Origin of the sequence: Pacificibacter marinus (assembly GCF_018860665.1) — a bacterium.
GTDB classification, from domain to species: Bacteria; Pseudomonadota; Alphaproteobacteria; order Rhodobacterales; family Rhodobacteraceae; genus Celeribacter; species Celeribacter marinus_A.
In genome coordinates this window covers 36858-62310 of record NZ_JAHKPK010000022.1, presented here as the reverse complement: position 1 = coordinate 62310, position 25453 = coordinate 36858, and the positions used below count along the sequence as shown (strand labels likewise).

Genomic DNA, 25453 nt, shown 5'->3' with positions numbered 1-25453 from the left:
TGAAACATATCGCGTGAATGTGAAACATACCCCGTGAAAATGACACGGTTGCGTGAGGGCGCTGTTGTAAATCTTGCCGAAAGCGTGAAGCCACATCACATCATGAGCAGAGATAAACAAAGGAGGGCATTCAAAATGGCCACTCTCAAAAAAATTCTGCTGGTGGACGATGACGACGATCTGCGCGAAGCGCTGAGCGAGCAGTTGGTGATGACAGAAGATTTCGATGTTTTCGAAGGCGACAGTGGTGCGGCCGGCATGGAGCGAATCAAAGATCAACATTACGATCTGGTGATGCTGGATGTGGGTCTGCCCGACACTGATGGTCGAGAGCTGTGCAAATTGATGCGCAAAAGCGGTGTGAAGGCGCCCATCTTGATGCTCACTGGGCATGACACGGATGCCGATACCATTTTGGGTCTGGATGCGGGGGCCAATGACTATGTGACCAAACCGTTTAAATTCCCTGTGCTTTTGGCCCGTATTCGCGCGCAGCTGCGCACGCATGAGCAATCAGAATCCGCGGTGTTCCAGCTTGGCCCGTATTCGTTCCAACCTGCGCAAAAGATGTTGGTGACCGAAGATGAAAAGAAAATTCGTCTGACCGAGAAAGAAACCAACATTCTCAAATATCTTTACCGGTCCTCTGAAACCGTTGTGCCGCGCGATGTGCTGCTGCATGAGGTCTGGGGCTACAATGCTGGCGTGACCACGCACACGCTTGAGACACATATCTACCGTTTGCGCCAAAAGATCGAACCTGATCCCTCGAATGCGCGCATTCTTGTGACGGAATCCGGTGGGTATCGTTTGGCGTCCTAAGCGGCCACGCTGACTTAATATATATATGACAAGACCCTGATCGTTTTGATCGGGGTCTTTTTTTGTGCGTTTGGTTAAAAATAGGTCTTCTTTTTCGGCATCGCTTGGAATGCACTTGTGTCAAGTACGCGCCGCCTTGAACCGCCCCAGCGTCGCCTATTGTCTCAGCTCAAGTACGTGATCGTACATGAGATTGTAGACACAAAGATCGGCCATATATGGAACTGCGCTTTTTCGAAATTTACCGAAACCCCGAATATCTTTGGCTTTTGGCCGAAGGCATCACCTTGAGCGCTGGCGTGACGCTGGCTGGCGCTGTGCTGGGGTTCATTTTGGCGCTGGGCTTGGCCGCCGCGCGCTATGAAAAAATTCCTGTTCTGCGCTATATATCAGCCGGTTATGTGGATTTCATTCGCAACACACCACTCATTGTTCAGTTGTTTTTCGTGGCTTTTGGCCTGCCGCAACTGCTTGGCTATGTTTGGCCATTTTGGGCTCATGCCGTCTTGGCATTGATGTTGAACTTTTCGGCCTATTTCGCCGAAATTCTGCGGGCAGGGTTTCAGGTGGTCGATACAGGCCAGCATGATGCTGCCAAAGCTTTGGGCATTCCGCGCTATATTCAATTCATCAAAATTATCGTGCCGCAATCGATTGCGCAAATGTTTGCGTCGCTCAATTCGCAGTTCATCTTCTTGTTTTTGACCACAGGTGTAATTTCCGAGATCGGCGTGCGCGATTTGACCAATGCAGGCCTTTATATCGACAGTCGCACGTTTCGGTCATTTGAAGTCTTCTTCACCCTGACCGTGCTGTATATCCTGCTGTCTTTGGCCTTTAAGGCCTTGATGTACGCAATTGAGAAGCGCGCCTTTCGTTGGAAAACAGCACGATGAGAGATTTATTTATTTCCCTGATGGGCAAGCCTGACGGCATCATTTTGTTCCAGCTGATCGAAGCCACGCAATTCACGATTTATCTGTCTTTGATCGCCTTTCTTGGTGGTGGAATCATTGGCGGGTTGGTGACTTTGCTTCGCATCATGCCGAATAAAACCGCGAAAAGCATCGCTGTCAGCTACATTTGGCTATTCCAATCCACGCCGCTGCTGATGCTGCTGTTCCTCACGGGACTTGGCGCGCCCGCGCTCTTGGGTATTACCATCGACCCTTGGATCGCCGCGATATTTTCGCTGACGATTTATGCCTCGGCCTATCTGGCTGACGTTTGGCGCGGGGCGATTGAAAGCGTGCCGCAAGGCCAATGGGAAGGCGCGCGTGCGATTGGGCTTGGGTTCTACCTGACCTTGCGCAAAGTGGTCTTGCCGCAAGCGCTGAACATCGCTTTGGCGCCGACTGTGGGCTTTATGGTGCAGATCATTAAAGGCACTTCGCTGGCTTATATCATCGGGTTTCATGACCTTATGGCGATCGGCAAGCGCTGGGCCAATGCCCCTGTCGAGGGCTCAGAACCCTTCGTGATTTATCCGCTCATGGCGCTGATTTATTTCAGCCTTTGCTATCCGCTGACCCTGTGGTCGCGCTGGTTAGAGAAACGCCTTGGGTCGCCCGCCCACTGAATTCACCCATTCAAAAATTTTATTCACCTCAAGGAGACCCCAATGTTGAATATTAAAGTAAAATCCCTGATCGCAGCCGCAGCGCTGGCCTTGCCATTTTCGGCCCCCGCCCACGCGGACCTGTCCGATATTTTGTCTGAAGGCGTGATCAAAATCGCTGTGCCAGAAAGCTTTGCGCCTTTCGGGTCGCTTGGTGTTGAAGGCGAACATGTTGGCTATGACGTTGATGTTGCGAAACTTTTGGCCGAAAATCTTGGCGTAGAGCTTGAAATCGTGCCGGTTGTGTCCAAACAGCGTATTCCTTTTCTTGAAACAGAGCGCGTTGATTTGGTGATCTCGTCATTGGGGGCCAACCCTGAGCGTGCGAAATCCATCTGGTTCTCTGCTGCCTACGCGCCTTTCTATTCTGGTGTCTTTGCATCTGACGACACAATGATTAGCTCTGCCGCTGATCTGTCTGGGCTGACCATCGGCGTGACCGGCGGCAACTTGGAAGACCTAGAACTGTCCAAAATCGCGCCAGAGGATGCCAAAATCGTGCGTTTCGGCGATGATGCGGCCACTCTGTCTGCCTATACGTCTGGTCAAATCGACGTGTTGGTCACAGGCAACACAGCTGCGGCGCAGTTGACTGTTGATCACCCCGAAATCAGCATCGCCACCAAGATCATCCTGAAAGAAAGCCCTGCGTTCATTGGTGTGAAAAAAGGCGACTTTGATCTGCTGCAATGGGTCAACGTCTTTATCTTGCACAAAAAACTGGGCGGCGAATTGGACGTGATTTCCCAAGAGTGGTTCGGTCAGCCATTGCCCCCACTGCCAACATTCTAAGACGTAGTATTTTTTGATTTGAAAAGGCCTCGCATGTCGGGGCCTTTTTGCATGTTGGTTTCGGGCGTGTGGCAATCGTCTTCAATTGATCCAGTTCTGGGTGGCGCTGGCGGCAAAGGCCGATTAACCTGACGACCAAACGTAAAGGCCGTCTTGGCCAAATCGCAGGGACTTACACATGTCATTCACACTTGCCACTTGGAACATCAATTCAGTCCGCCTGCGCGCACCGCTTGTTGAAAAACTTTTGTCCGAGCAAGCCCCCGATGTGTTGTGTCTGCAAGAGTGTAAATCCCCCGTCGATAAAATCCCGCTCGAGGGCTTTCATGCGCTGGGCTACACCCACATGGTTGCGCGCGGACAAAAGGGCTATAACGGCGTTGCGATCTTGTCAAAACTGCCGATTGCGGATGCGGGAGGCGAAGATTACGCCAGCTTGGGCCATGCGCGCCACGTTGCGGGCAAGCTGGAAAACGGTGTGACCATTCACAACTTTTATGTGCCCGCTGGCGGTGACAAACCCGACCGCGAGATCAATGAAAAATTTGGTCAAAAGCTCGATTACCTTACTGAAATGCGCGACGCCTTTCATGCGGCAAAACTTGAGAAATCGATCCTTGTGGGCGATTTGAACATCGCGCCGCGCGAAGACGATGTGTGGGACCACAAAAAGATGCGCAAAATCGTCTCGCATACAGAAATCGAAATCGAACATCTGGCCCAGACACAAGAGGCAGGCGGTTTTGTTGACATCACCCGCCAAGACATCCCCGAAGGGCTTTTGTACAGCTGGTGGTCATATCGCGCCAAAGATTGGGACGCCGCAGATAAGGGCCGTCGTTTGGATCACATTTGGGGCACATCCGATATTTCAAACGCTGCACATTCCAGCCGTGTTCTGCGCGACGCCCGTGGATGGGTCCAGCCGTCTGACCATGCGCCAGTGTTTGCCACCTTCGACCTTTAATTCTGCTGCCAACCGGCGCATATAAGGCACAAGCAAAGTTACAGGAGAGACCCAGATGATTGAACTCGGGACACCCAAAACCCCCACTGCGGGTGCGCATATTATTGACGTAAACGAAGACACCTTTATGGCTGAAGTCGTAGAGATGTCGAAAACGGTCCCTGTGATCATCGACTTTTGGGCGCCTTGGTGTGGCCCATGCAAAACGCTTGGGCCTGCTTTGGAAGCGGCAGTCAACGCCGCCGATGGCAAAGTGCGCATGGCCAAAATCGATGTCGACAAAAACCAAATGCTTGCAGGGCAAATGCGGGTTCAATCAATCCCGACTGTTTTTGCCTTTTGGCAAGGCGAGCCGATCGATGGCTTTCAAGGCGCACTGCCGCAATCCGAAATCGATGCTTTTGTCGCCAAACTGCTGGACCTCGGTGATGACGGTGGCTTGGACGCGGCGGTCGAGGCGGCCGATGAGATGTTTGAGGCAGGCGATATTGACGATGCGGCGGAAACCTATGCGGCGATCTTGGAAGAAGACTCTAAAAACGTTGGTGCTTTCGCAGGTCTTGCTAAATGTCGTATCGCGCAAGGCGCATTGGACGAGGCCGAAGCGGTCTTGAACGGTATGCCTGCTGAGATTTCCGAAAACCCAATGATCGAGGCCGTTTTCGCGCAAATAGCACTGGCTCGCGAAGCCGAAAACGCAGGTCCAGTTGCCGATCTGACCGCAGCTGTCGCGGCTGATCCCGCTAATATGCAAGCGCGACTTGATTTGGCGACTGCCTTGCACGCAAACGGCCAAGTCGAAGATGCCGTAGACGCGCTTTTGGCAGCGTTCAAACAAGATCGCGATTGGAACGAGGGTGCAGTCAAAGAACAATTGTTCAAGATTTTCGATAGTTTAAAAGCCAACGATCCGATTGTTTTGAACGGCCGGCGCAAATTGTCGTCCATGATATTTGTCTGATGGGACTGGCGGGCTAAGTCATGGCTATGAAAAATTCAAATGATCTGCCTTTGACGCTGCCCGTCTTTCCTTTGCCTGGTGCGCTTTTGTTGCCGCGCACGCCTTTGCCTTTGCACATTTTTGAGCCCCGTTATTTGCAAATGGTCGAGGATTGCATGAAAACCCCCGAACGCCTGATCGTTATGGCGCAACCACGCGGTGGGGCGGCGGGCGATCGTCTGAATGCCATTGGCTGCGCAGGACGTTTGACGGGCTTTAACGAGACCGATGACGGGCGTTATATGATCACGTTGACTGGTATTTCGCGCTGTCGTATCGGCGATGAAATTGACGGATTCGTACCCTATCGGCGCGCGACTGTTGACTGGTCCGGTTTTGAACGAGACCTTGGCGGGGCGGAACACGATAAGGGGATGGATCGCAAAGCGATGCTGACACTGTTGCGGCGGTATTTTGCTGAGGAAGAGTTCAATGTCGATTGGGACGGGTTGGCTGGGGCCTCTGACGAGGTTTTGATCAACTCCATTTCGATGCTTTGCCCGTTCGATGCGGAAGACAAGCAAGCCCTGCTCGAAGCACCGTCTTTGTCGACACGCCGAGAAACGCTCGTCACACTTATGGAATTTGCCCTACGTGGCGGCACCAACGAGGACATGATGTAATGACACCTGATGAAATTCATTTTGATCGCAGAATGCTTGAAGCCTTGGTGTGCCCGCATACACGCGGTATTTTGATCTATGATGCCGAGGCGCAAGAACTGGTGTCGAAAACGGCAGGTCTGGCCTATCCCATCCGCAACGGTATTCCGATTATGCTGATGGACGAAGCGCGGCGTTTGGACGACTGATCTTAACTCAGGCAGCTTGTGCTAAAGCGGTTTGCCCTGCATCAGTTTGGGTAAATCGCCACTGACGCCCGCCGCCTCGCGCATGGCTGCACGGCGCAAGGATGGCAGGGCGTTTACCACACCCATGCCCAGATCACGTCCTAAACGCAGCAACGGGTTGTCGTTTGAAAACAACTTGTTGAACCCGTCTGTCATCGCCGCCTGCGTGGTGACATCAAAGCGGCGCCACTGCTGGTAACGGCTTAATACATTGATGCGCCCGATGTCTTCGCCGCGCCGATGCGCATTCACCAAGACTTCGGCCAGCGCGCCCACATCCTTGAAACCTGCATTCAAACCTTGCCCTGCAATCGGGTGCATCCCGTGGGCGGCGTCACCAACCAAAGCCACGCGATCAGATGCAAAGGCATTGGCCAAGGTTAAGTTTAACGGATAGGTAAATCGCTTGCCCGCCAAAGAAATTTCGCCCAGAAAATCGCCAAAACGCGGGCGTAACACGTCCAGATAATCTGCATCTGACAGCGCGTTTATATCGGCTGCGACGCTGGTTTTTTCGGTCCAAACGATCGAGCTTTTGTTGTCTGGCAAAGGCAAAATGGCCAAGGGGCCAGCGGGCATGAAATATTGATGTGCGCAGCCCTCGTGGGGCAACTCATGCGCAATAGCGCAGACCAAAGCTGTCTGATCATAGCCCCAGCCGGTGCGCGCGATGCCAGCACGCTTGGCCGTGCCCGAGGTGCGCCCATCGCAGCCCGCAATCAAGGCGCCCGACAGCGTTGTCCCATCCTCCAATGTCAGATGCGCGCCCAAAGCGTCCACAGTTTGCGCGGCCACTGAGCCTGTCACTTGCGTGATGCGCGGATGTTTGGTCAATGCGTTTAGCAACGCGCGGCGCAAAAAACGATCCTCGACCATAAACCCGACAGGTCCGTCATCGGTTTCAGCGTGGTCAAATTCCAACACGAACGGCGCAGGGCCGTCGCCCGATTTGCCGTCTGTGACTTTGACGTCCAAAATGGGTTGGGCATTGTCGTACACTATGTCCCAAACGCCCAAAGCTTTCAGTAACCTTTGCGACGATACCGACAGCGCATAGCCGCGTCCGTCAAAGCCGTCATCCGCCAAAGCAGAGGCGCTGAGACGGTCAATGATAGTCACGTTTAAGCCAGCGTTTGCAAGGGCCAAAGCCAAAGCCGGGCCATTGAGCCCACCGCCCACAATCAGGATGTCATTTGAATCTGTCATGCCGTCAATATGGCGCGCAATGCGGGATTGTCCATGCGTGTTTGTGCCGCTAGCTTGGGGCAAAATAATACGAATTGTTATTCGACGTTATCTTGACACCAAACTGACGACAAAGAGGCGACCCATGTCCAATATTTTCAAAAAATCCATGTGCGATTTGGGCCGTCATGTCGGGGCGGGGGCGCTGGATCCGCTCGACATCACGGCGCAATATCTGGACGCCGCCGAGGCGCATCCTAATGGGGCACGTATATATGCCCGCATCACGCGTGAGCGTGCGCTGAGCGAGGCAGCAGCCGCCAGTAAGCGTGCCAAGTCTGGTACGCGGCGCGGGCTTTTGGATGGGGTGCCTGTGTCTTGGAAAGACCTGTTCGACACATCGGGTACAGCAACAGAAGCTGGATCAGGCCTGCTTGAAGGACGCGTGCCAACTGATGACGCCGAAGTGGTGCGCCGCGCCACAGCAAGTGGCCTTGTGTGTTTGGGCAAAACCCATATGAGTGAATTGGCATTTTCAGGTTTGGGCCTCAATCCGGTAACAGAAACAACGCCTTGTGTGAATGATCTTGCCGCCGTGTCTGGCGGCTCATCGTCAGGCGCTGCGGGATCTGTCGCGTTTGAATTGGCCCCCGGGGCTATCGGCACAGACACCGGTGGATCGGTGCGCATCCCTGCGGCGTGGAATGATTTGGTGGGGTTGAAAACCACTTCGAACCGCTTGCCATTGACAGGTGTGGTGCCACTGGCTGAGTCGTTTGATACCGTTGGACCTTTGGTCAAAACGGTTGAGGACGCGGCCGAGGTCTTTGCGATTTTAGATGGCACGCCAGCGCCGAATCTGCGTGATGCGTCGCTTAAAGGCAAGCGTCTTCTGATGTTGGAAACTGTTGCTTTTGATGACATTCGCGAGGCCCCTTTGGCGGGATTCGAGCGCGCAGTGCTGCGGTTGAAAGATGCTGGTGCTATTATTGAACGTGGCGCGGTGGATGTGGTCGAGCAAGCAATGGCGCTGTCGGGTATTTTATTTCCCGCAGAAGCTTATGGCACATGGCGCGATGTGATCGAGGCCAATCCAGATGTGATGTTCCCGCCGATTTTAGAGCGCTTCCGCGCGGGCGGCACTGTTATGGCGGCGGATTATGTCGATGCTTGGCGCAAATTGCAGATGTATCGTGCAGAGTATTTGGCCGCCACAGCTGGCTACGATGCGGTGATCTTGCCCACGGCCCCGATTTTGCCGCCCAATATGGACCGGCTTTTGACCGACAACGACTATTATGTGACCGAAAACCTTTTGGCGCTGCGCAATACGCGCATTGGCAATTTGATGGGGCTGACGGGATTGACGCTGCCGACAGGTGTGCCGTCCACTGGGCTTTTGCTTCAAACCCCGCCAAATACCGAGCACGCGCTTTTGCGTTTGGGGGCAGCGGTAGAGCGCGCCTTGGCCTAAAAGTCACAGGTCCGCACGACTGGCATTGAAAAGGCGCGTCTTTTTCTGGACCGTTTGACTTGAACGCGGTAACGTAGCTTCAAACAAGCGGGCAAAATGATCCGTAAAGACGAGGCAGTAGCAGTAATCATGACGTTTCCTGAGCGGTTTTCGAACCTGCCTGAATATGCGTTTCCGCGTTTGAGAACCCTTCTCGATGCGCATGCGCCAGGCGGTGAGATCATACATATGACCATCGGCGAACCCCGCCATGCGATGCCCGATTTTGTCGGGGATGTTATGATGCAAGCTGTTGATCTGTTTTCCAAATATCCCGCCAATCATGGTACGCCAGAATTGCTTGACGCAATCGCTGGTTGGGTCAAACGTCGCTTTGATGTGGTGGTTGATCCGGCCACTCAAATTATGACGCTTAACGGCACACGCGAAGGCCTGATGAATGCCTGTATTGCGCTCTCGCCTGAAACCAAGCGCGGCAAAAAACCAGTCGTTTTGATCCCCAATCCGTTCTACCAAGTTTACGCCGTGGCCGCAGCGACGGTCAGCGCGGAACCCATTTTTGTGCCAGCGACAGCAGAAACGGGGTTTTTGCCAGATTACGCTAGCTTGCCTGACGAGATTTTGGACCGGACGACCGTGGTCTATATTTGCAGCCCGTCGAACCCCCAAGGCGCCGTGGCGCCGCGTGACTATTTGTGTGATTTGATTGCTCTGGCAGAAAAACACGATTTCACGATTTTTGCCGACGAATGCTATTCCGAGATCTATCGCGGCGCGGCCCCAGTGGGCGCGTTAGAGGCGGCACAAGATTTCGGCGCTGATCCTGAACGTGTGGTGATTTTCCATTCCTTGTCAAAACGCTCTAACCTACCAGGATTGCGCTCTGGCTTTGTGGCCTCTGGCCCGAAAAATATCGAACAGATCAAACAACTGCGGGCTTATTCCGGGGCGCCATTGCCGTTGCCCATTCAAGCGGTATCTGCACGGGCTTGGGCTGATGAAGCCCATGTGGCCGCATCGCGCGCGCTTTATGTTGAAAAACTAGACCTAGCCGATGAAATCTTTTCTGGCATTGATGGAGCAGGCGCGCCGCAGGCTGGTTTCTTTTTATGGCTTCCTGTGGAAGACGGCGAAAAGGCCGCATTGAAACTATGGACTGAAACGGGCGTGCGGGTTGTTCCGGGCGCTTATTGGTCACGAGACGTTCAGGGGCACAACCCTGGCAAAAACTATATTCGGGTCGCTTTGGTGGCCCCAAAAGCAGAGACACAGCACGGGCTTACAACGCTTCGTGACTGTTTGTACGGTTGAAAGAGGCGAAAATGGCATCCTATCAGGCACGTGGTCGCGACCCACTTTTTGACAAAAACACCCAAGCGATTTTAGAACGCAGAGGGCGAGAACTGGTGGGGATCGGGCTGTTGCTTGGCGCTGTGATTATGGCGTTGATGTTAGGATCGTATTTGCCTGAGGACCCAAGCTGGTTGTCGGCCACCGATGCGCCAGTAAACAATGTCTTTGGACGCATGGGCGCGTCAATTGCTTCGCCCTTGATGATCATTGTTGGCACGGCGTCTTGGGGTATTTCAGCCGTGTTTGCCGTTTGGGGAATACGCTTTGTTACCCACCGTGGGGCAGAGCGGTCTTTGTCACGCGTGGTGTTTGCGCCGATCTCGATTGCCTTGATTGCTGTTTATGCGTCAACCTATGCCAGCGTTGGCGTGCAAAGTCATGGCGGTCTATTTGGTGATACTGTTTTGTCGGCTTTGATCCAGATGCTGCCGCTCACACCCGCTTTGGCATTGAAAACATTGGCTTTCGTGGCATTCTTTGCCGCTGTAGCCATGACGTTGTTTGTGTTTGGGTTTACACGTCAAGAGTTGCGCACTTTAGGTCGCTTTATGCTTTACGGGTTGATCGGACTGTATTCTTTGATTTTGCACGCAACTGGTAAAGCCGCACGCGGTTCTGTCGCAACAGGTCAACGTATTGTGGTGACAGCCAGTGAGCGCCGTGCGGAAAAGCAGCGTATTTTGGCGGAAAACCAAGCCCTGTTTGAGGCTGAACAGGCCGTTGCCCCGCGTGTCGTGCGCGCTGAATCGCATCAAGACGATGTGTTGGAACAGCCAGAGCCGACAGAATACGCAGAAAAATCTGGCCTGTTTTCCAAAATGCCTACCTTGTTGAAGCGTACTCCAGATGTTTCGTTGCAGCCTGAGCTGGTTGAGCCAGAATTGGCACCAGAGCCGGATGTGGGTGGCGGATTTGATGATCGCATTCGCAGCAAAATTTCAAACGTGGTGAATGCGCGGGTGCGGGCCGGCTCACGGGCGATTTCGACGACAGGTGGTCGTGTCGAGCCGCCGTTGTCTGCTGCACAAGCGGCCGTGGCGAAGTATAAAAAAGGCCCGAAACCGATGATCTTCTCTCAACCTGCGCCCTCTGTCGCGGCAGAGACTGAAGCAAGGTTTGATGATCCGGCGACTTACAGCGATGAAACGCTGGCCTATGCAGATGATAATTATACCGAGGGTTATTCTGCAGCCCCCACGGGTTACGTACCGGTGGATTATGACGATGACATCGCACTGGATACGCCCGAATATGTCGCGCCAAATGCAGCACGTTACGAGCCTGCTGTAACTGCACCAGAGCCAAAACGCGTTGTGCAGCATCCAGTTCGTAAACCTGCGGTGAAGTCAAAACAAGCCCAAGCCGAGGCGCAGCCCGCGTTGATATTCAAGTTTGAAGAAGCCGTTTACCAGCGCCCACCTTTATCTTTGTTGGAGAGTGCCGATACCGTTGAGCGGTTTACGTTGTCCGATGAGGCTTTGGAAGAAAATGCGCGCATGTTGGAAAACGTGCTGGATGATTACGGCGTCAAAGGCGAAATCGTTTCTGTGCGTCCGGGCCCAGTTGTGACCATGTATGAACTTGAACCTGCGCCCGGTTTGAAGGCCTCACGCGTCATTGGTCTGGCCGATGATATTGCGCGTTCCATGTCTGCGCTTTCTGCGCGTGTGTCCACTGTGCCGGGTCGCACTGTGATCGGGATCGAGCTGCCGAATGAAAACCGCGAGAAAGTTGTCTTGCGTGAAATCCTGTCAGCGCGTGATTTTGGCGACAGTAATATGAAGCTGCCGTTGGCTTTGGGCAAGGACATTGGCGGTGATCCCATCGTGGCCAACCTTGCCAAAATGCCTCACTTGCTGATCGCTGGTACCACCGGTTCGGGTAAATCTGTGGCGATCAATACCATGATCTTGTCGCTTTTGTACAAGCTGACGCCGGATGAATGCCGGATGATCATGATCGATCCCAAAATGCTTGAGCTGTCTGTTTACGATGGCATCCCGCACCTGTTGTCGCCTGTTGTCACCGATCCGAAAAAGGCTGTTGTGGCGTTGAAATGGACCGTGGCAGAGATGGAAGATCGTTACCGCAAGATGTCCAAAATGGGCGTGCGTAACATCGATGGCTATAATGGTCGTGTGAAAGAAGCGCTGGCCAAAGGCGAAATGTTCTCGCGCACTGTGCAGACTGGATTTGACGAAGAAACCGGCGATCCGATTTTCGAGACAGAAGAGTTCAAGCCCGAAACCATCCCCTACATTGTTGTGATCGTCGACGAGATGGCCGATTTGATGATGGTGGCTGGTAAAGAGATCGAAGCCTGTATTCAACGGCTTGCGCAGATGGCGCGGGCTTCGGGCATTCACATCATCATGGCGACGCAACGTCCGTCTGTTGACGTGATCACCGGTACGATAAAAGCCAACTTCCCGACACGGATTTCGTTCCAAGTCAGCTCGAAAATCGACAGTCGCACAATCTTGGGCGAACAGGGTGCTGAACAACTCTTGGGCATGGGTGATATGCTTTACATGGCGGGCGGGTCGAAAATCACCCGCGTACATGGGCCGTTTTGTTCTGATGAAGAAGTCGAAAAAATCGTATCCTACCTCAAATCTTATGGTCCGCCGTCTTATATCGGGGGGGTGGTAGAAGGTCCGCCGTCTGACAAAGAAAGCAGCATCGATGCTGTTCTGGGCCTGTCCTCAGGCGGGAATTCCGATACAGAAAATGCTCTTTACGACACGGCTGTGGCCATCGTCATCAAAGATCGCAAGTGCTCGACTTCCTACATCCAACGTAAGTTAGCGATTGGCTATAACAAAGCCGCGCGCCTTGTTGAGCAAATGGAAGACGAAGGCGTGGTGTCCGCGGCCAACCATGTGGGCAAACGCGAAATTTTGGTGCCTGAACGGTAAAACATCTTGTCGCGTGATGTGCAGGTCTTTGCTCATCACGCGACCTTCCTGTTTATGTGATCAATTCTGGGATGTTCTGACACGCAAAGCGGCTTATATTGAGCGTATGAAAACACTTCGTTTCGCATTTGCGCCCGTTATCGCGTCTATTTGTTTCGCCCTTCCCGCGGCGGCTGAAAAGCTGTCGCTGAATGAGCTGTCTACTTATCTCAATTCGCTTGGCACTGTTCAGGCCGATTTCGTTCAAAAGAACGATGATGGGTCTTCTGCCCGTGGCGTGTTGACGCTTAAGCGCCCCGGTCGGATGCGCCTGTCTTATGGTGGCGAGAATGACCCATTGGTGCTTGGTTCGGGCGGGCAGGTGGGCGTGTTTGATCCCGGCTCAAACGAGCCACCTCAACGGTTTCCCATGTCTCAAACGCCCTTGTCTTTGATTTTGGCAAACAATGTTGACTTGTCTCGGGCGAAAATGGTGGTTTCTCACACGGAACAAAATGGTGACACCGTTGTGCGTGCCCAAGATCCTGAGCATCCAGAATACGGGTCTATCGATTTGATTTTCGGTGATACGCCTGTCTTGAAGGCTTGGGTCATTCATGATGAAGGTGGCGGATCGACCACGGTTCAACTGACCAAAATGCGTCTGGGAGGAACAGTGCGAGATGCCGAATTCAACATCAGAGCGGAAGCGCGTCGCAGGGGCACACCGATCGAATAGTTAAAGCGTGTTTTGCCTCACGCCCACAGTGAGCATGAGGCAAAGCGTATCAAATTTTATTGCAAGATTTCAACTGAGCATAATAGCTGTTGGACCGCACGCTTGCTTCCGATGCAACGCGCAATAGCCATGGTTTCGAATTGTAACTGCCGCGCGCATAACCGGTGCGCCCCTCATGATAGGCCAAGTATTGTGACCGCGCATCGGTTTTTGCGATCCCAAGAACATCGGTGGATTTCGCCATATACCAGCCCATGAAATCTGTGGCGTCGTTGATCCTGTCGCGTTTCGCACCAAAGCGGCGCTGATCTTCACGGTACTCATCCCATGTTGCATCAAGGGCTTGGGCATATCCATAGGCAGAGCTTTGACGCCCCATGGGAATTACCCCCAGAACGAACCGATATGGGGTACGTGCGTTGCCGATGAATTTACTTTCTTGGTACAATACCGCCATCTGTACGTTCACCGGCACGCCCCATTTGCGCTCAGAGGCTTTCATCGCCCTCAAGTACGCAGGGCGCTGGTTCACGATTGAACAGGCGTTATCGAGATTGCGTGGTGCCGAAAAATTGCCGCTGCCACAAGCGGCAACCAGCACCAACAGTGCCATCGCACGAAGACCTTTTCTCATAACTGCTCTCATGTGTTATTTTTTCCAAGTATACCGCGTTTTTGTCTCACCGTAAAATGGCTTTCTTGTGAGTGAGCCGTTTCTTGATCAAACAACAAAAGCCAGCAAAAGCGGCAAATACAACACCGACAACAGGGTCGAGGCGACAACAAGTCCGGCAACGTCTTCGGACTTAGCTCCGTATTTTTCAGCGAGCAGATAGGACGTGACAGCAACGGGTGTCGTGATTTGTAGAATCAAAACTGCATAAGGCACCGAGGATAAGCCAAACCATTTGCCAAGAACAACAGCGATGCCTGTGCAAATCAAGGCTTTGAACACCGACAACATGGCGGCCTTTCCTAGGCCGCGCGGCTCGAGGCGCGCCACGGCGACACCGAGCGTGATCAGCATGGTTGGGATCGCGATTTGTCCCAATAATTCCAAGGTGTTCATCATAAATGTAGGGATTGTCCAGCCTTGCCATAAGAACACAGACCCTAAGAGTGTCGCCCCCACAAGGGGTTCCTTTAAGGCCTTGCCGATAGAGCCGCCACCAGCCGTGATGTAGACACCGAAGGTGAAAGACCAAATCGCCATGACCGCAAAAATGATGATGGCATAGCTGAGGCCTTCGTCGCCGAATGCGAAATAGGCCAAGGGCAGACCGAGGTTGCCGACATTGCCGAAAATCAAAGGGTTTAGAAAGGTACGGGTTTCCAGTTTGAGAATTTTCACAGCAAGATACATAATCACCGTCACAGCTCCGTAAGCGGCGATTGAGGCCAAGGATAATTTGGTTAATGCTGTGGGGTCGATTTCGGCTTTGACCAATGCTGTAAAGATCAAAGCGGGAACTGACAAAGTCATGGCCAGCTTGGTCACGAATTCAATACGGTACTCGTGACCGGTTTTGACCCAAATGAAGCCTATCGCGGCCAAAAGAAAGACTGGCGACACAATTTCTAGGACTGTTAGAATTAAGTTCACAGACTGTTTCCTGATTAATCGGCCGCCCCCCGTGGACACTGCCAGCCGGAAAAGTCTAATAACGTGCAACGGGGGTTGCAATGTTATGTTGAAAACACGCGCCAAATATCATTTAGGACAGGTTGTTCGTCATCGAAAGCATCCCTTTCGTGGCGTGGTTTTTGACGTGGATGCCATTTTTGCCAATACCGAAGAGTGGTATGACGCCATTCCCGAACAAAGCCGACCTAAAAAAGATCAGCCATTTTATCATTTATTGGCTGAGAATGATCAAAGTTACTATGTCGCCTATGTTTCAGAGCAAAATTTGATTGCTGATTATTCTGGCGTTCCTGTGGAGCACCCAGATCTTTCGGATCTTTTTGGACCGTTTGAAGATGGCACATACCCGCTTCATTTTCAGATGAACTGAGATTGGGAGTGGGCTAATGCTCACTTTCAAATGGGAGTCTGAAGGACAGTGTGTTTTGGTTTGCATGGCGTGCGTAATGCAGGTCGCGTGTCAGGTGATGGATGAAGAACCAACCAAACCCACCTTCTGGTAAATCCGAGATGTCGCATGTCACGTCTTTGGGCGCGCCTTTAGGAAGCTTGCCGTTTGGCATCGAGCGCCCCGTATCGATGACTTTGCAATGCAGCGTATCTTGTGAGTAATCCAAATGCGCCTCAATCAGTCCAGTGTCACTGTTGGCGTAGGCATGTTCAACAATATTGTTAAGCACTTCCGCGATGACGAGTTCAACCGTGCTCCAGTCATCTTGTGATAGGCTAAGATTGGACATGCCGGATTTAATAGTCATGAGGCCGCGCCGCACAGATCGATCATTTGCGGGAATGACCAAGCGCAGGACGCCATTTTTCCCATGATAGTTTCTATCGCTGCTCATGCAAACGTCCGAAATTTTTTCAGGACGCATCGGCAATGCTCGCCATCGCCGAGGTGGCATCGTCGTGAATTGCGAAAACAGTGTCCATGCGTGTCAGGTGGAACACCTTTTGGACAGCAGGCTGCAAAGAGGCAAGTTCAAGTGTTTGCTCTGCTTTCTTGGCCTTGAGCGCAGCAACTACGGCGCCCAGCCCTGAACTGTCTAGAAATTCAACTTGGGACATATCAAGCACAACACGGCTTGGCCCAGCGTCTGTGAGTGTGCGCATTTCATCTTTAAACTGGATGGCGCAAACTGCATCAATTCTGTTTTCGCAGATTGTTACCAAACGCGCGTTATCGAAGTCTTTGTGATTCAATTTCATTTGACACCTTTTGATCGAATTCAATCTGATCCTAAGAAAAATGTCTTACCAAGGCGTTTGCGGCGCTCCAAAACCTATCCAAAATTGTCACGGCTTTAGATATAAATTTATCCATTCATTTAATCTTCCCTTTGGACAATTGGACTATGGTGCATGGGCAAAGAGCTATTGGTCAACGCGTGGCGAACATGATATTCGGCTGCACATGAGCGATACATATAATCCCCCGCAAGTCCCGCTGGATGTGATCCACGCAGATCATCAAATTTTGATTGTAAACAAACCTGCTGGGCTTTTGTCGGTTCCGGGTAAGGGCGAGCATCTGTCAGATTGTTTGATGGCGCGCATTTTGGGTGCTTTTCCTGAAGCCTTGCTGATACACCGTCTTGACCGCGATACCAGCGGTGTGATGGTTTTTGCCTTGACGCCCCATGCACAAAAACACATCGGGCAGCAGTTTGAAAAACGGCGCACGAAGAAAACCTATGTGGCGCGTATCTTTGGCAAGCTGGAACCGAAAACGGGCACTGTCGATCAGCCGATTATCGTGGATTGGGAAAACCGTCCTTTGCAAAAAATTTGCCATGACACCGGGCGCGCGGCGCAGACCGATTGGCGGGTGCAACGCTACGACGAGACAGGCACGCGGGTGCGGTTATATCCGCACACCGGGCGGTCGCATCAGCTGCGGGTGCATATGCTGTTTTTGGGACATCCGATAATTGGCGATCCGCTGTATGCCACGGGCGACGCGCGTGATGCGCCGCGTTTGATGTTGCATTCCGAGAACCTGAAATTCCGTCACCCTGATGGTGGGGCTGGCGTAAGTTACACCGCGAAGTGTCCGTTTTAATCCCCTTTAAGTCACATGAGATGGGGGGTGTAATTGGCCGTCCGATTGCTTATCTTAATCTATAGATAATCAAAGGGAGTGGACTGATGAGTCTTCGCATTAATACGATTGTACCGAACTTTACGGCTGAAACAGACAAAGGAACGATTACGTTCCACGATTGGATTGGCGATTCTTGGGCTATTTTGTTTTCTCACCCAAAAGATTTTACGCCTGTATGCACCACCGAATTTGGCGCAGTGGCGCAGTTGGCGGATGAATGGGCTGCACGTGGCACCAAAGTGATCGGCGTTTCTGTGGATGGTGTTGAAGAGCACAAGGGCTGGAAAAAGGACATCGAGTCTTTTGCGGGTACAACGGCTGATTTTCCGATCATCGCAGACAGCGATTTGGCCGTGTCCAAAGCCTTTGATATGCTGCCAGAAGACGCGTACATGCCCGATGGCCGCACCCCTGCCGACAGTGCCACTGTGCGCTCTGTTTTCATCATTTCGCCTGACAAAAAAGTCCAGTTGATGATGACTTACCCTATGTCTGTAGGCCGTAACTTTGCCGAGATTTTGCGAGCTCTGGATGCCTTGCAAAAAACATATGGCGCGCCTCTTGCGACACCTGCGAACTGGGTGACTGGCCAAGACGTTGTTGTGGCTTTGTCGCTTGATAATGACGCAGCAGAGGCCAAATTTGGCGCGCTTGATATCAAGCTGCCTTATCTGCGTATGGCCAAAGATCCCAAGTAAAAATTGAGGGCTGGCAGACCTCTGACACGTCGTCTCTTCGCCCTGCTTTTCGCATTTTACGTGGGAAGCAGGGCGCGCAACCTTAAGAAACATGACCACATTTTTCGATTCAACGCGTTGAGCAGGGCGGTTGTGCTCTTTGGTCTGGACGCAAAGTTGCCGAATTGTCCGATTTGGTGCAGATCGTTGCCTGGTTCGGGGGCGATCCTTTAAACATTATCGGTTCTGGGTCTTCTGCCGGCAGCTTGGATACGGAGGCATTGAGCGCGCCTGCGCTTTTGTTGAATGGTGCCGTTAAGCTTTCAGCTTCCTCTTAACGTTCCCGCGCTATTGGCTTGATTGAAGATTTGCGTATGCCTTTTTTTGGGGGGCAGACGCGCACTGTCGCATGTGATCGAAAACCGTAACGATGGCACCGCAGCAGCATTTGTGAAACGGCCGTCCCAGTTCATTTTTACTACGTCAAAAGCCCCACGAAAATCGCGGGGCTTTTCTTTTTTGTGAGAAAGAAAGGCTTACTCAGCTTTTTCTTCAACGATTTCTTCACCAGTTGCTTGATCAACCATTTTCATGGCCAAACGCACCTTGCCGCGATCGTCAAAGCCCAAGAGTTTAACAAAAACTTCTTGGCCTTCTTTGAGCACGTCAGATGGGTGGTTCAAACGACGGTTTTCGATTTGTGACACATGTACAAGACCATCACGTTTGCCGAAGAAGTTCACAAAGGCGCCAAAGTCGACGACTTTAACAACTTTACCTTTGTAGATTTTGTTTTCTTCAGGCTCTGCAACGATGGAGTGGATCATGTCGTAGGCTTTTTTGATCGCTTCAGCATCAGAAGACGCGATCTTGATGATGCCTTCGTCGTTGATATCGACTTTCGCGCCGGATGTTTCCACGATTTCGCGGATCACTTTACCGCCGGAACCGATCACTTCACGAATTTTATCCGTTGGGATCTGCATGGTCTCAATCTTAGGAGCGTGCTCAGAGAAAGAAGACGCGCCAGACAAAGCTTTGTTCATTTCGCCCAAAATGTGCATGCGACCTGCTTTGGCTTGCGCCAAGGCTTTTTCCATAATCGCTGGCGTGATGCCGGCAATTTTGATGTCCATTTGCAAGGACGTGATGCCGTTTTCGGTACCAGCCACTTTAAAGTCCATGTCGCCCAAGTGATCTTCATCACCCAAGATGTCAGACAAAATAGCGTATTCGCCATCGTCTTCCATGATCAGACCCATAGCAACACCAGCCACAGCAGATTTGAGCGGAACGCCCGCATCCATCATGGACAAGGAGCCACCACAAACAGACGCCATAGAAGACGAGCCGTTTGATTCAGTGATCTCGGACACAACACGTACAGTGTACGGGAAATCTGTTGCAGCAGGCAAAACAGCCTGAAGCGCGCGCCATGCCAGTTTACCGTGACCGATTTCACGACGACCTGGGCCAGACACACGGCCAACTTCGCCCACAGAGTAGGGAGGGAAGTTGTAATGCAGCAAGAAGTTGGATTTGAAGTTGCCGTGCAGCGCGTCGATGAATTGCTCATCATCGCCGGTACCCAAAGTGGTCACGACCAAACCTTGTGTTTCGCCGCGTGTGAACAGGGCAGAGCCGTGTGTACGTGGCAAAATACCAGTTTCAGACACGATAGGACGGATCTGATCCAGCGCACGACCATCGATACGTTTGCCTTCGCGAACAACAACGCCGCGCAAAACGGATGATTCAAGGCCTTTCAAAGCAGACCCAAGGTTCGGGTCTTCAAGCTGCTCTTCGGTCAATGTCGCCAAGATCGCTTCTTTAGCCGCTGAAACAGCCGCAACGCGTTCTTGTTTGTCGGTGATCGCGTAAGCCGCTTTCATCGCGTCTGTACCAGCGGCCGCAACTGTCGCTGCCAGGTCCGAGTAATCAGGCGCTTCGAATTCGAATGGCTCTTTCGCGCAGGCTTCAGCCAGTTCAACGATCAAATCGATCACAGGCTGGATTTGCTGATGCGCAAAGTTCACAGCGCCGAGCATTTCTTCTTCGTTCAGCTCGTATGCTTCTGATTCAACCATCATCACGGCATCTTTGGTGCCGGCGACAACCAGATCAAGACGTTGATCAGGGTTGTTGCGCAGGTCCTGCATGTCGTCGACTGTTGGGTTCAAGATGTATTCGCCATCCTCAAAACCAACACGCGCACAAGCGATCGGACCGCGGAACGGCGCGCCTGAAATCGTCAAAGCAGCAGAGGCCGCGATCATCGCAACAACGTCTGGGTCGTTGACAAGATCGTGGGACAGAACTGTACACATCACGAGAACTTCGTTTTTGAAGCCTGGAACGAACAGTGGGCGGATTGGGCGGTCGATCAAACGCGCAGTCAGCGTTTCTTTTTCCGTTGGGCGCGCTTCGCGTTTGAAGAAGCCACCTGGAACTTTACCAGCCGCGTAGTATTTCTCTTGGTAGTGCACTGTCAGGGGAAAGAAATCCTGACCAGGCTTTTGTTTGCGAGCAAAGGTCACGTTGGCCATGACAGATGTTTCGCCCAAAGTGGCGATCACTGAACCGTCGGCCTGACGCGCAACTTTACCTGTTTCCAGTGACAGCGTTTCTTCGCCCCACTGGATTGATTTTTTCACTTCATTGAACATGAATTTAGCATCCTAATTGGGAGTGCCCTGACCCCTGTCAGGTCTCCCGTGATATATAGCGGCCCCATTGCCGCCGATCCCTCTATCATTCTTCACAGCACGGGGATCATCGCGCTACGTCTCAGATAGTCCGCCCATACACGAAATACCTGTGTTTGGGAAGCCATCTATGCGCAGACCCGTGCAAAGGCCTGCTTTCAACGCAGTGTTTTGTTCTTTACACTGGCTTGATACAGGTCTCCCGAACTAAGATCCGCCCTGTGGTCTTAATCCCTTTGTCGTGAGATTTCTTTATGCGTTCCCTTTTGTTATCTCTGAGCGTTCTAATTGCAGGGGTTTGCATCCCTCATGTCGCGCAGTCGCAGTCAGAGTCACAGACCCTTCAAGCCGAGAGTAAAATCTTGGCCATCGGCGATTCTTTGATGGCGTGGCATAGCGCGTCAGGCGCCTCCATTGCGCATGTCGTCGGTCAAGCGTTGAATGAACCGGTGCTTAACCGCGCGATTGGTGGCGCAAAAATCATCCATGCTTTGCCCGTCACCGGTGCGCTCGGGTTTAAAATTTCCGCGCAGTTCTCCTCAGGCCAGAACGCTACGCCAAAAGATTGGGTGATCATGACAGGGGGTGGTAATGACCTGTTTTTGGGCTGCGGGTGCAACAAATGCGAACGGCGTATCCAACGTATGATCGACCCAAAAGGCCAGTCCGGTGAAATTCCGAAACTCATTGCTAAAATTCGCCAAACTGGTGCGCGCGTGGTCTATGTCGGATATCTGCGCAGCCCCGGCGTGGACTCCGTCATTGATGCATGCTTGCCCTTTGGAAACGAATTCGAAGCGCGTATCGCCACCATGGCCGAAGGCGATGACGGCGTGTTCTTTGTGTCGCTTGAGGGGCTCACCCAAAACGGCGACAGATCTATGCATGGTGTCGATATGATCCACCCCTCGCGCAAAGCCTCAAACCTGATCGGCCAACGCGTGGCGGATGTGATCCGCAAAGCCGACAAGACCCGATGACGTGATGTTTGGGTGCTCGCATCATCTTGGCCTAAACCGTGAGAGGTGCTTAAGGGCGCATAGGACAACGGAATAGGCGAACGGTATTTTCGACCTAAAGCCGCCATCCGCACACTTTGCAGTGAACGGTGGTAAAGAGCCACACTTAGACTTCAGGTTTTATACTGCATGCGCTCACAGCTAAAATATTACTACAGCTGCTAAGATTTACGTGACGCAAGACGCAGCGAGATAATCAGCCGTCCGCTCTCAAATTTAGGTCGTCGCACAAGCCTCAATAGCAATCAGGCAACGTTATGACCAAAACCTCTACGGTACATTATGATGTCGACGGGCAGGGCATCCAACCCGTCATCTTAGCACGCTGTCCAGTTTTGCCGGACCACGTCACGACATTAATCTGTCAAAAGCAATAGATCAGACGTAGCTAACTTCGATCATCTGATGCCCGCGAACCTGCGGCACCGTAAACGCGATCCGATCTTCTGTTGTGGTGAAGGGCAACGCCTCGTCCTCTGGCACGAGGCGCACTTTCGCAACCTGCGACGTCACGTGTAGATCAACAATGACATCGTGCAATGACACCAAATCCTGAATGGGCTGGATCGCCTTACCTTCAAGATTGCCTCGTTGAACTGGCGTAGCGAAAAGAAGATGCACCACATCACGATTCTGCGCACTCTGATGACGCACTGTGACTCGTCCCGCGCGGGGTAAGTTAACCTTGACCAATGGCGCGTCTTTCAGGGCCAAACGGATGGTCTGTTCGGCGATTTCCAACATCGCCACGGATCCGGCCGTGAAATAGCTGGTGAAGATCGGATGCGCCAGATAGGTGAAATTGCCCTTGCGTACACCGGCCGCAAAACCGGATGCGTCAGGTTTGCTGGGGGCATTTACGTGGCCGGAAAAATGCCGCGGGGTGCGGTCAAAATAGGGTGCGTAAATCTCACCGAGGGATGTGCCATCGGAAACGGTTATCTGTTCAGACGGTTGATACATGAACAGGGGATCGTTTAGGTTTTCTGCGCGTAATTCGGGCACGGGCAACACGTAATCGCCCTGCGTGTCGTCGGACGTACCATGCCATGTTGCGCCGACATCAAAGCCAAAACCGGTTTCGGGGTCGATGCCGCTTTTGCCCGTTAGTAAAACCTGTCCGCCTGCGCGGGTGAAGTCTTCGATTTTGCTTTGCAGCGCGGCGTCCACGCGGATGACGTCTGGTAGGATCAACAGTTTATACAACGTGAAATCAGACTCGCAATCCAGCACGTCAAAAGCAAACTGGCCTTCTAGAAGCACGCGCGATGCGCCACTATCTGGTCCTTCAAACAGGTTTTTGGCGTCATTGGGCAGGCCTGTGAAATCCAGCGGGTCGATGGCTTCGGCGCTGAGAAGGCCGATCTGGGCGCGGTTAACGCTGTCCTCGGCCCAAGGTTCGCGGTCGGCAACCCATTTAAACGCGGGGCCGATAATGTTCATCGTGGAGTCATCAATTTTGCCCGTCGGGTGCAAATGGTCGCCAATAGAACAGCGCGCCCCGTGGGCCAGCATCGCGCCACATTCGTAAATCAGTGCTTCGGGCTTTTTGTAGCCGCCGACCTCGCCCCAATGAAAATGAAACTTGCCCGTCATCCCCAAAAATGGAATTCCGACCGTGTCGATATATCGCGCGCTCAGCGGGAAGTGATCGTATCCCCAGCCAGCGGTGGGCAGGGATTCCAGCTCTAGGTGGCTGTAATAGTTGGTGTAGTGTTTCCTGCGGCCCTTGCGCACGTGGCCAGCATTAAAGAATAGCGGCATTTTAGGGTCGTGTTTGCGCACAGAGTCAGTCACACGCTCAAAGAAATTTTCCATCGAATGTTCGGTGAACTTGCGTTGATCTTGCGGGCAGGTCCAATCCATGCCGAGCGCATCCATCCCGCGTTGCGCGGACACAGAAACGCTTGGCAGTTGCAGTGCGATATCTATGAATATGCCGTCTCCATCAGGATAGCGCTGCATTACCTCTTCGGTTTGGCGGCACAGGTAATCAAGATACGGCGTGGAATAATCGAGGAATGCCCAGCCGGCACCGTTGGGGTTCGTTCCTTCTCGGGGTGATCCCCCGTCTGGTGAAATCGTGCGCCATTCCGGATGGTTCGTCGCGGCCAGTTCATCCCATGTCGCGGATAGATAAATGGGTGTTTTGATGTTAACCGCGTGCAATGCGTCAATCTGCGCACGCAGCAGGTCGAAATCCAAATTCGGGTGCATCTCGCCAATCCCGGTCGGGTGAAACGAATATCCGTGGTGGCATTTTGAAAAGACCGTAACACTGTCCGCATGGGCATCATAAAATGCCGCGCCGAACGCCTTCGGATCGAATTGTGAGCCGATGTCAGGGATTTGGCCTGACGTGTGAAAATCTAGGTGGATCTGTCGGTAACGCATCAGGGGTTCTCTATTCGGTTGGGGGTCGCTGCGCCCAGAAAGGGCAAGGATACGGTTATTTCGAAAACCAGTGCGTTACGGCGCGGTCTGGGTGATTGGGTAGCGCACTGTCTCACCTGCCTCATTGAACAAAAACACACCCTCTTGCGGGATGCCGAGGCTGATATCGTCCCCGATTTGTGCGGTGATCTGATTAGATTTATGGACCGCAAAAAGGGGATCTTTGGCGTCAGGATCAAGTGTTTTGACCGGATCGGCGTTCACATAAAACAAGGTTTCGCGGCCCAGACTTTCGATGACAGAAATCTTCGCTGGTATTTTCCACGGCGCGGTGTCGTTGATGCTTTCGGGACGAATACCGACTGTCACTTTGTCACCGCTGGCCATGGGGCCGGAATCAGAGCTGAGCGAAATTTCCAAATGATCCGCAATGCCATCAATCTTGATGGATGCAGTTTGTGCGTTAATTGCGGCGATTTTTCCGTCAAACAAATTGATGCGGGGCGAGCCGAGGAATTCTGCGACAAACCTGTTCGCCGGTTTGTTGTACAGTTCAAGCGGCGTGCCGATTTGTTCAATGTCTCCGCCGTTCAGTACTATAATACGGCTGGCCATGGTCATAGCTTCGACCTGATCGTGGGTGACGTAAATCATGGTCGCACCCAGTTCGGCATGCAAGTGCCCCAGTTCAACCCGCATCTGCGCCCTCAGGGATGCGTCGAGGTTGGACAGCGGTTCGTCAAACAAAAACACGTCCGGCGAGCGCGTGATCGCGCGTCCAATCGCAACCCGTTGACGCTGGCCCCCGCTGAGCATTTTGGGCCGTTTGTGCAAATGGTCCGTGATGCGCAGGGTTTTTGCGGCACGTTCAACGGCGACCTTAACGTCTGCTTTTGACTGGCCCGCCATTTTCAACCCGAAACCCATGTTCTGCGCCACGGTCATATGCGGATAAAGCGCGTAGTTTTGAAACACCATCGCAACGCCGCGATCAGCGGGTTCATCGCGCGTAATATCGCGCCCGCCCAGTATCAGGCTGCCGGATGTAATGTCTTCTAGCCCAGCAAGCGAACGCAGAAGTGTGGATTTGCCGCAGCCGGATGGGCCTACCATGACGATAAATTCGCCTTCTTCGACGGAAAAGCTCACGTCGTTGATGGCCCGAAAGGCACCATAGTCTTTGACGATGTTTGTGATTTCGAGGAATGACAT

At 52.6% G+C, this 25453-nt stretch carries 24 protein-coding genes; 16 read left to right on the top strand and 8 right to left on the bottom strand.

Translation table 11 applies throughout. The features are described 5' to 3' along the window. Positions 1-135: 135 nt before the first annotated feature. The 8 genes from KO497_RS06295 to KO497_RS06260 all read left to right on the top strand — a co-directional run bounded on the left by KO497_RS06295 (position 136) and on the right by KO497_RS06260 (position 6010). Positions 136-822 (top strand): response regulator transcription factor, encoded by a 687-nt coding sequence (locus KO497_RS06295; protein WP_215943118.1) that lies wholly within the window; start codon positions 136-138, stop codon positions 820-822. A gap of 218 nt (positions 823-1040) precedes the next feature. Continuing rightward, positions 1041-1718: an amino acid ABC transporter permease gene (locus tag KO497_RS06290; RefSeq protein ID WP_215943117.1), complete on the top strand. Its 678-nt coding sequence runs from the start codon at positions 1041-1043 to the stop codon at positions 1716-1718. Next, entirely contained in the window at positions 1715-2401 is a 687-nt protein-coding gene (locus KO497_RS06285; protein WP_252729542.1) for an amino acid ABC transporter permease, read from the top strand. The genes KO497_RS06290 and KO497_RS06285 overlap by 4 nt, the downstream gene beginning before the upstream one ends. Before the next feature lie 42 nt (positions 2402-2443). Continuing rightward, positions 2444-3232, top strand: coding sequence for a transporter substrate-binding domain-containing protein (locus KO497_RS06280; RefSeq protein WP_215943116.1), 789 nt, complete (start codon positions 2444-2446; stop codon positions 3230-3232). A 178-nt stretch (positions 3233-3410) separates the two neighbouring features. Then, a complete protein-coding gene (locus KO497_RS06275; RefSeq protein ID WP_215943115.1) occupies positions 3411-4199 on the top strand; it encodes an exodeoxyribonuclease III in 789 nt (262 codons plus the stop codon). Positions 4200-4254: 55 nt separating this feature from the next. Then, complete coding sequence (locus KO497_RS06270; RefSeq protein ID WP_215943114.1) at positions 4255-5160, top strand: thioredoxin family protein; 906 nt, start codon at positions 4255-4257, stop codon at positions 5158-5160. A 26-nt stretch (positions 5161-5186) separates the two neighbouring features. Beyond that, positions 5187-5822 (top strand): LON peptidase substrate-binding domain-containing protein, encoded by a 636-nt coding sequence (locus KO497_RS06265; RefSeq protein WP_215943113.1) that lies wholly within the window; start codon positions 5187-5189, stop codon positions 5820-5822. Next, positions 5822-6010: a Trm112 family protein gene (locus KO497_RS06260; RefSeq protein ID WP_215943112.1), complete on the top strand. Its 189-nt coding sequence runs from the start codon at positions 5822-5824 to the stop codon at positions 6008-6010. The genes KO497_RS06265 and KO497_RS06260 overlap by 1 nt, the downstream gene beginning before the upstream one ends. Before the next feature lie 21 nt (positions 6011-6031). Here KO497_RS06260 and KO497_RS06255 read toward each other — a convergent pair whose 3' ends face one another. After that, entirely contained in the window at positions 6032-7255 is a 1224-nt protein-coding gene (locus KO497_RS06255) for a UbiH/UbiF/VisC/COQ6 family ubiquinone biosynthesis hydroxylase (protein ID WP_215943111.1), read from the bottom strand. Positions 7256-7379: 124 nt separating this feature from the next. Here KO497_RS06255 and KO497_RS06250 point away from each other — a divergent pair, with 124 nt between their 5' ends. The 4 genes from KO497_RS06250 to KO497_RS06235 all read left to right on the top strand — a co-directional run bounded on the left by KO497_RS06250 (position 7380) and on the right by KO497_RS06235 (position 13697). Continuing rightward, a complete protein-coding gene (locus tag KO497_RS06250) occupies positions 7380-8708 on the top strand; it encodes an amidase (protein ID WP_215943110.1) in 1329 nt (442 codons plus the stop codon). Between the two features lie 129 nt (positions 8709-8837). Beyond that, positions 8838-10019, top strand: coding sequence for an aminotransferase class I/II-fold pyridoxal phosphate-dependent enzyme (locus KO497_RS06245; RefSeq protein WP_215943283.1), 1182 nt, complete (start codon positions 8838-8840; stop codon positions 10017-10019). An 11-nt stretch (positions 10020-10030) separates the two neighbouring features. Beyond that, positions 10031-12979, top strand: coding sequence for a DNA translocase FtsK (locus KO497_RS06240; protein WP_215943109.1), 2949 nt, complete (start codon positions 10031-10033; stop codon positions 12977-12979). Between the two features lie 106 nt (positions 12980-13085). Beyond that, positions 13086-13697, top strand: coding sequence for a LolA family protein (locus KO497_RS06235; RefSeq protein ID WP_215943108.1), 612 nt, complete (start codon positions 13086-13088; stop codon positions 13695-13697). Positions 13698-13746: 49 nt separating this feature from the next. On the opposite strand, the gene KO497_RS06230 is transcribed toward KO497_RS06235, so the two are convergent. Beyond that, positions 13747-14331 (bottom strand): lytic transglycosylase, encoded by a 585-nt coding sequence (locus KO497_RS06230; RefSeq protein ID WP_215943107.1) that lies wholly within the window; start codon positions 14329-14331, stop codon positions 13747-13749. Between the two features lie 87 nt (positions 14332-14418). After that, a complete protein-coding gene (locus KO497_RS06225) occupies positions 14419-15300 on the bottom strand; it encodes an AEC family transporter (protein WP_215943106.1) in 882 nt (293 codons plus the stop codon). An 85-nt stretch (positions 15301-15385) separates the two neighbouring features. Between KO497_RS06225 and hspQ the strand changes: the two genes are divergently transcribed. Next, positions 15386-15712: a heat shock protein HspQ gene (hspQ, locus tag KO497_RS06220; RefSeq protein ID WP_215943105.1), complete on the top strand. Its 327-nt coding sequence runs from the start codon at positions 15386-15388 to the stop codon at positions 15710-15712. Between the two features lie 13 nt (positions 15713-15725). Here the strand turns inward: hspQ and KO497_RS06215 are convergent, their stop codons facing one another. Both KO497_RS06215 and KO497_RS06210 read right to left on the bottom strand, forming a co-directional pair. Continuing rightward, a complete protein-coding gene (locus tag KO497_RS06215; protein WP_215943104.1) occupies positions 15726-16187 on the bottom strand; it encodes an ATP-binding protein in 462 nt (153 codons plus the stop codon). 19 nt (positions 16188-16206) lie between these two features. Then, complete coding sequence (locus KO497_RS06210) at positions 16207-16551, bottom strand: STAS domain-containing protein (protein WP_215943103.1); 345 nt, start codon at positions 16549-16551, stop codon at positions 16207-16209. Between the two features lie 205 nt (positions 16552-16756). Here KO497_RS06210 and KO497_RS06205 point away from each other — a divergent pair, with 205 nt between their 5' ends. Continuing rightward, positions 16757-17404: an RluA family pseudouridine synthase gene (locus tag KO497_RS06205; RefSeq protein WP_215943102.1), complete on the top strand. Its 648-nt coding sequence runs from the start codon at positions 16757-16759 to the stop codon at positions 17402-17404. Between the two features lie 86 nt (positions 17405-17490). Next, positions 17491-18144: a peroxiredoxin gene (locus KO497_RS06200; RefSeq protein ID WP_215943101.1), complete on the top strand. Its 654-nt coding sequence runs from the start codon at positions 17491-17493 to the stop codon at positions 18142-18144. Positions 18145-18659: 515 nt separating this feature from the next. On the opposite strand, the gene pnp is transcribed toward KO497_RS06200, so the two are convergent. Further along, positions 18660-20789: a polyribonucleotide nucleotidyltransferase gene (gene pnp / locus KO497_RS06195; protein WP_215943100.1), complete on the bottom strand. Its 2130-nt coding sequence runs from the start codon at positions 20787-20789 to the stop codon at positions 18660-18662. 401 nt (positions 20790-21190) lie between these two features. Between pnp and KO497_RS06190 the strand changes: the two genes are divergently transcribed. Continuing rightward, positions 21191-21808, top strand: coding sequence for an SGNH/GDSL hydrolase family protein (locus KO497_RS06190; RefSeq protein ID WP_252729541.1), 618 nt, complete (start codon positions 21191-21193; stop codon positions 21806-21808). Positions 21809-22225: 417 nt separating this feature from the next. Here the strand turns inward: KO497_RS06190 and KO497_RS06185 are convergent, their stop codons facing one another. Together KO497_RS06185 and KO497_RS06180 are read right to left on the bottom strand one after the other, a co-directional pair. Then, entirely contained in the window at positions 22226-24241 is a 2016-nt protein-coding gene (locus KO497_RS06185; RefSeq protein ID WP_215943098.1) for an alpha-amylase family protein, read from the bottom strand. 75 nt (positions 24242-24316) lie between these two features. Continuing rightward, on the bottom strand, positions 24317-25453 hold the full coding sequence (locus tag KO497_RS06180; RefSeq protein ID WP_215943097.1) for an ABC transporter ATP-binding protein: 1137 nt from the start codon (positions 25451-25453) through the stop codon (positions 24317-24319).

Excerpts from the sequence above, each read along its gene's own strand:
- KO497_RS06295 (WP_215943118.1), top strand. The coding sequence starts at position 136 with ATGGCCACTCTCAAAAAAATTCTGCTGGTGGACGATGACGACGATCTG.
- KO497_RS06290 (WP_215943117.1), top strand. The coding sequence starts at position 1,041 with ATGGAACTGCGCTTTTTCGAAATTTACCGAAACCCCGAATATCTTTGG.
- KO497_RS06285 (WP_252729542.1), top strand. The coding sequence starts at position 1,715 with ATGAGAGATTTATTTATTTCCCTGATGGGCAAGCCTGACGGCATCATT.
- KO497_RS06280 (WP_215943116.1), top strand. The coding sequence starts at position 2,444 with ATGTTGAATATTAAAGTAAAATCCCTGATCGCAGCCGCAGCGCTGGCC.
- KO497_RS06275 (WP_215943115.1), top strand. The coding sequence starts at position 3,411 with ATGTCATTCACACTTGCCACTTGGAACATCAATTCAGTCCGCCTGCGC.
- KO497_RS06270 (WP_215943114.1), top strand. The coding sequence starts at position 4,255 with ATGATTGAACTCGGGACACCCAAAACCCCCACTGCGGGTGCGCATATT.
- KO497_RS06265 (WP_215943113.1), top strand. The coding sequence starts at position 5,187 with ATGAAAAATTCAAATGATCTGCCTTTGACGCTGCCCGTCTTTCCTTTG.
- KO497_RS06260 (WP_215943112.1), top strand. The coding sequence starts at position 5,822 with ATGACACCTGATGAAATTCATTTTGATCGCAGAATGCTTGAAGCCTTG.
- KO497_RS06255 (WP_215943111.1), bottom strand. The coding sequence starts at position 7,255 with ATGACAGATTCAAATGACATCCTGATTGTGGGCGGTGGGCTCAATGGC.
- KO497_RS06250 (WP_215943110.1), top strand. The coding sequence starts at position 7,380 with ATGTCCAATATTTTCAAAAAATCCATGTGCGATTTGGGCCGTCATGTC.
- KO497_RS06245 (WP_215943283.1), top strand. The coding sequence starts at position 8,838 with ATGACGTTTCCTGAGCGGTTTTCGAACCTGCCTGAATATGCGTTTCCG.
- KO497_RS06240 (WP_215943109.1), top strand. The coding sequence starts at position 10,031 with ATGGCATCCTATCAGGCACGTGGTCGCGACCCACTTTTTGACAAAAAC.
- KO497_RS06235 (WP_215943108.1), top strand. The coding sequence starts at position 13,086 with ATGAAAACACTTCGTTTCGCATTTGCGCCCGTTATCGCGTCTATTTGT.
- KO497_RS06230 (WP_215943107.1), bottom strand. The coding sequence starts at position 14,331 with ATGAGAAAAGGTCTTCGTGCGATGGCACTGTTGGTGCTGGTTGCCGCT.
- hspQ (WP_215943105.1), top strand. The coding sequence starts at position 15,386 with ATGTTGAAAACACGCGCCAAATATCATTTAGGACAGGTTGTTCGTCAT.
- KO497_RS06215 (WP_215943104.1), bottom strand. The coding sequence starts at position 16,187 with ATGAGCAGCGATAGAAACTATCATGGGAAAAATGGCGTCCTGCGCTTG.
- KO497_RS06210 (WP_215943103.1), bottom strand. The coding sequence starts at position 16,551 with ATGAAATTGAATCACAAAGACTTCGATAACGCGCGTTTGGTAACAATC.
- KO497_RS06205 (WP_215943102.1), top strand. The coding sequence starts at position 16,757 with ATGAGCGATACATATAATCCCCCGCAAGTCCCGCTGGATGTGATCCAC.
- KO497_RS06200 (WP_215943101.1), top strand. The coding sequence starts at position 17,491 with ATGAGTCTTCGCATTAATACGATTGTACCGAACTTTACGGCTGAAACA.
- pnp (WP_215943100.1), bottom strand. The coding sequence starts at position 20,789 with ATGTTCAATGAAGTGAAAAAATCAATCCAGTGGGGCGAAGAAACGCTG.
- KO497_RS06185 (WP_215943098.1), bottom strand. The coding sequence starts at position 24,241 with ATGCGTTACCGACAGATCCACCTAGATTTTCACACGTCAGGCCAAATC.
- KO497_RS06180 (WP_215943097.1), bottom strand. The coding sequence starts at position 25,453 with ATGTCATTCCTCGAAATCACAAACATCGTCAAAGACTATGGTGCCTTT.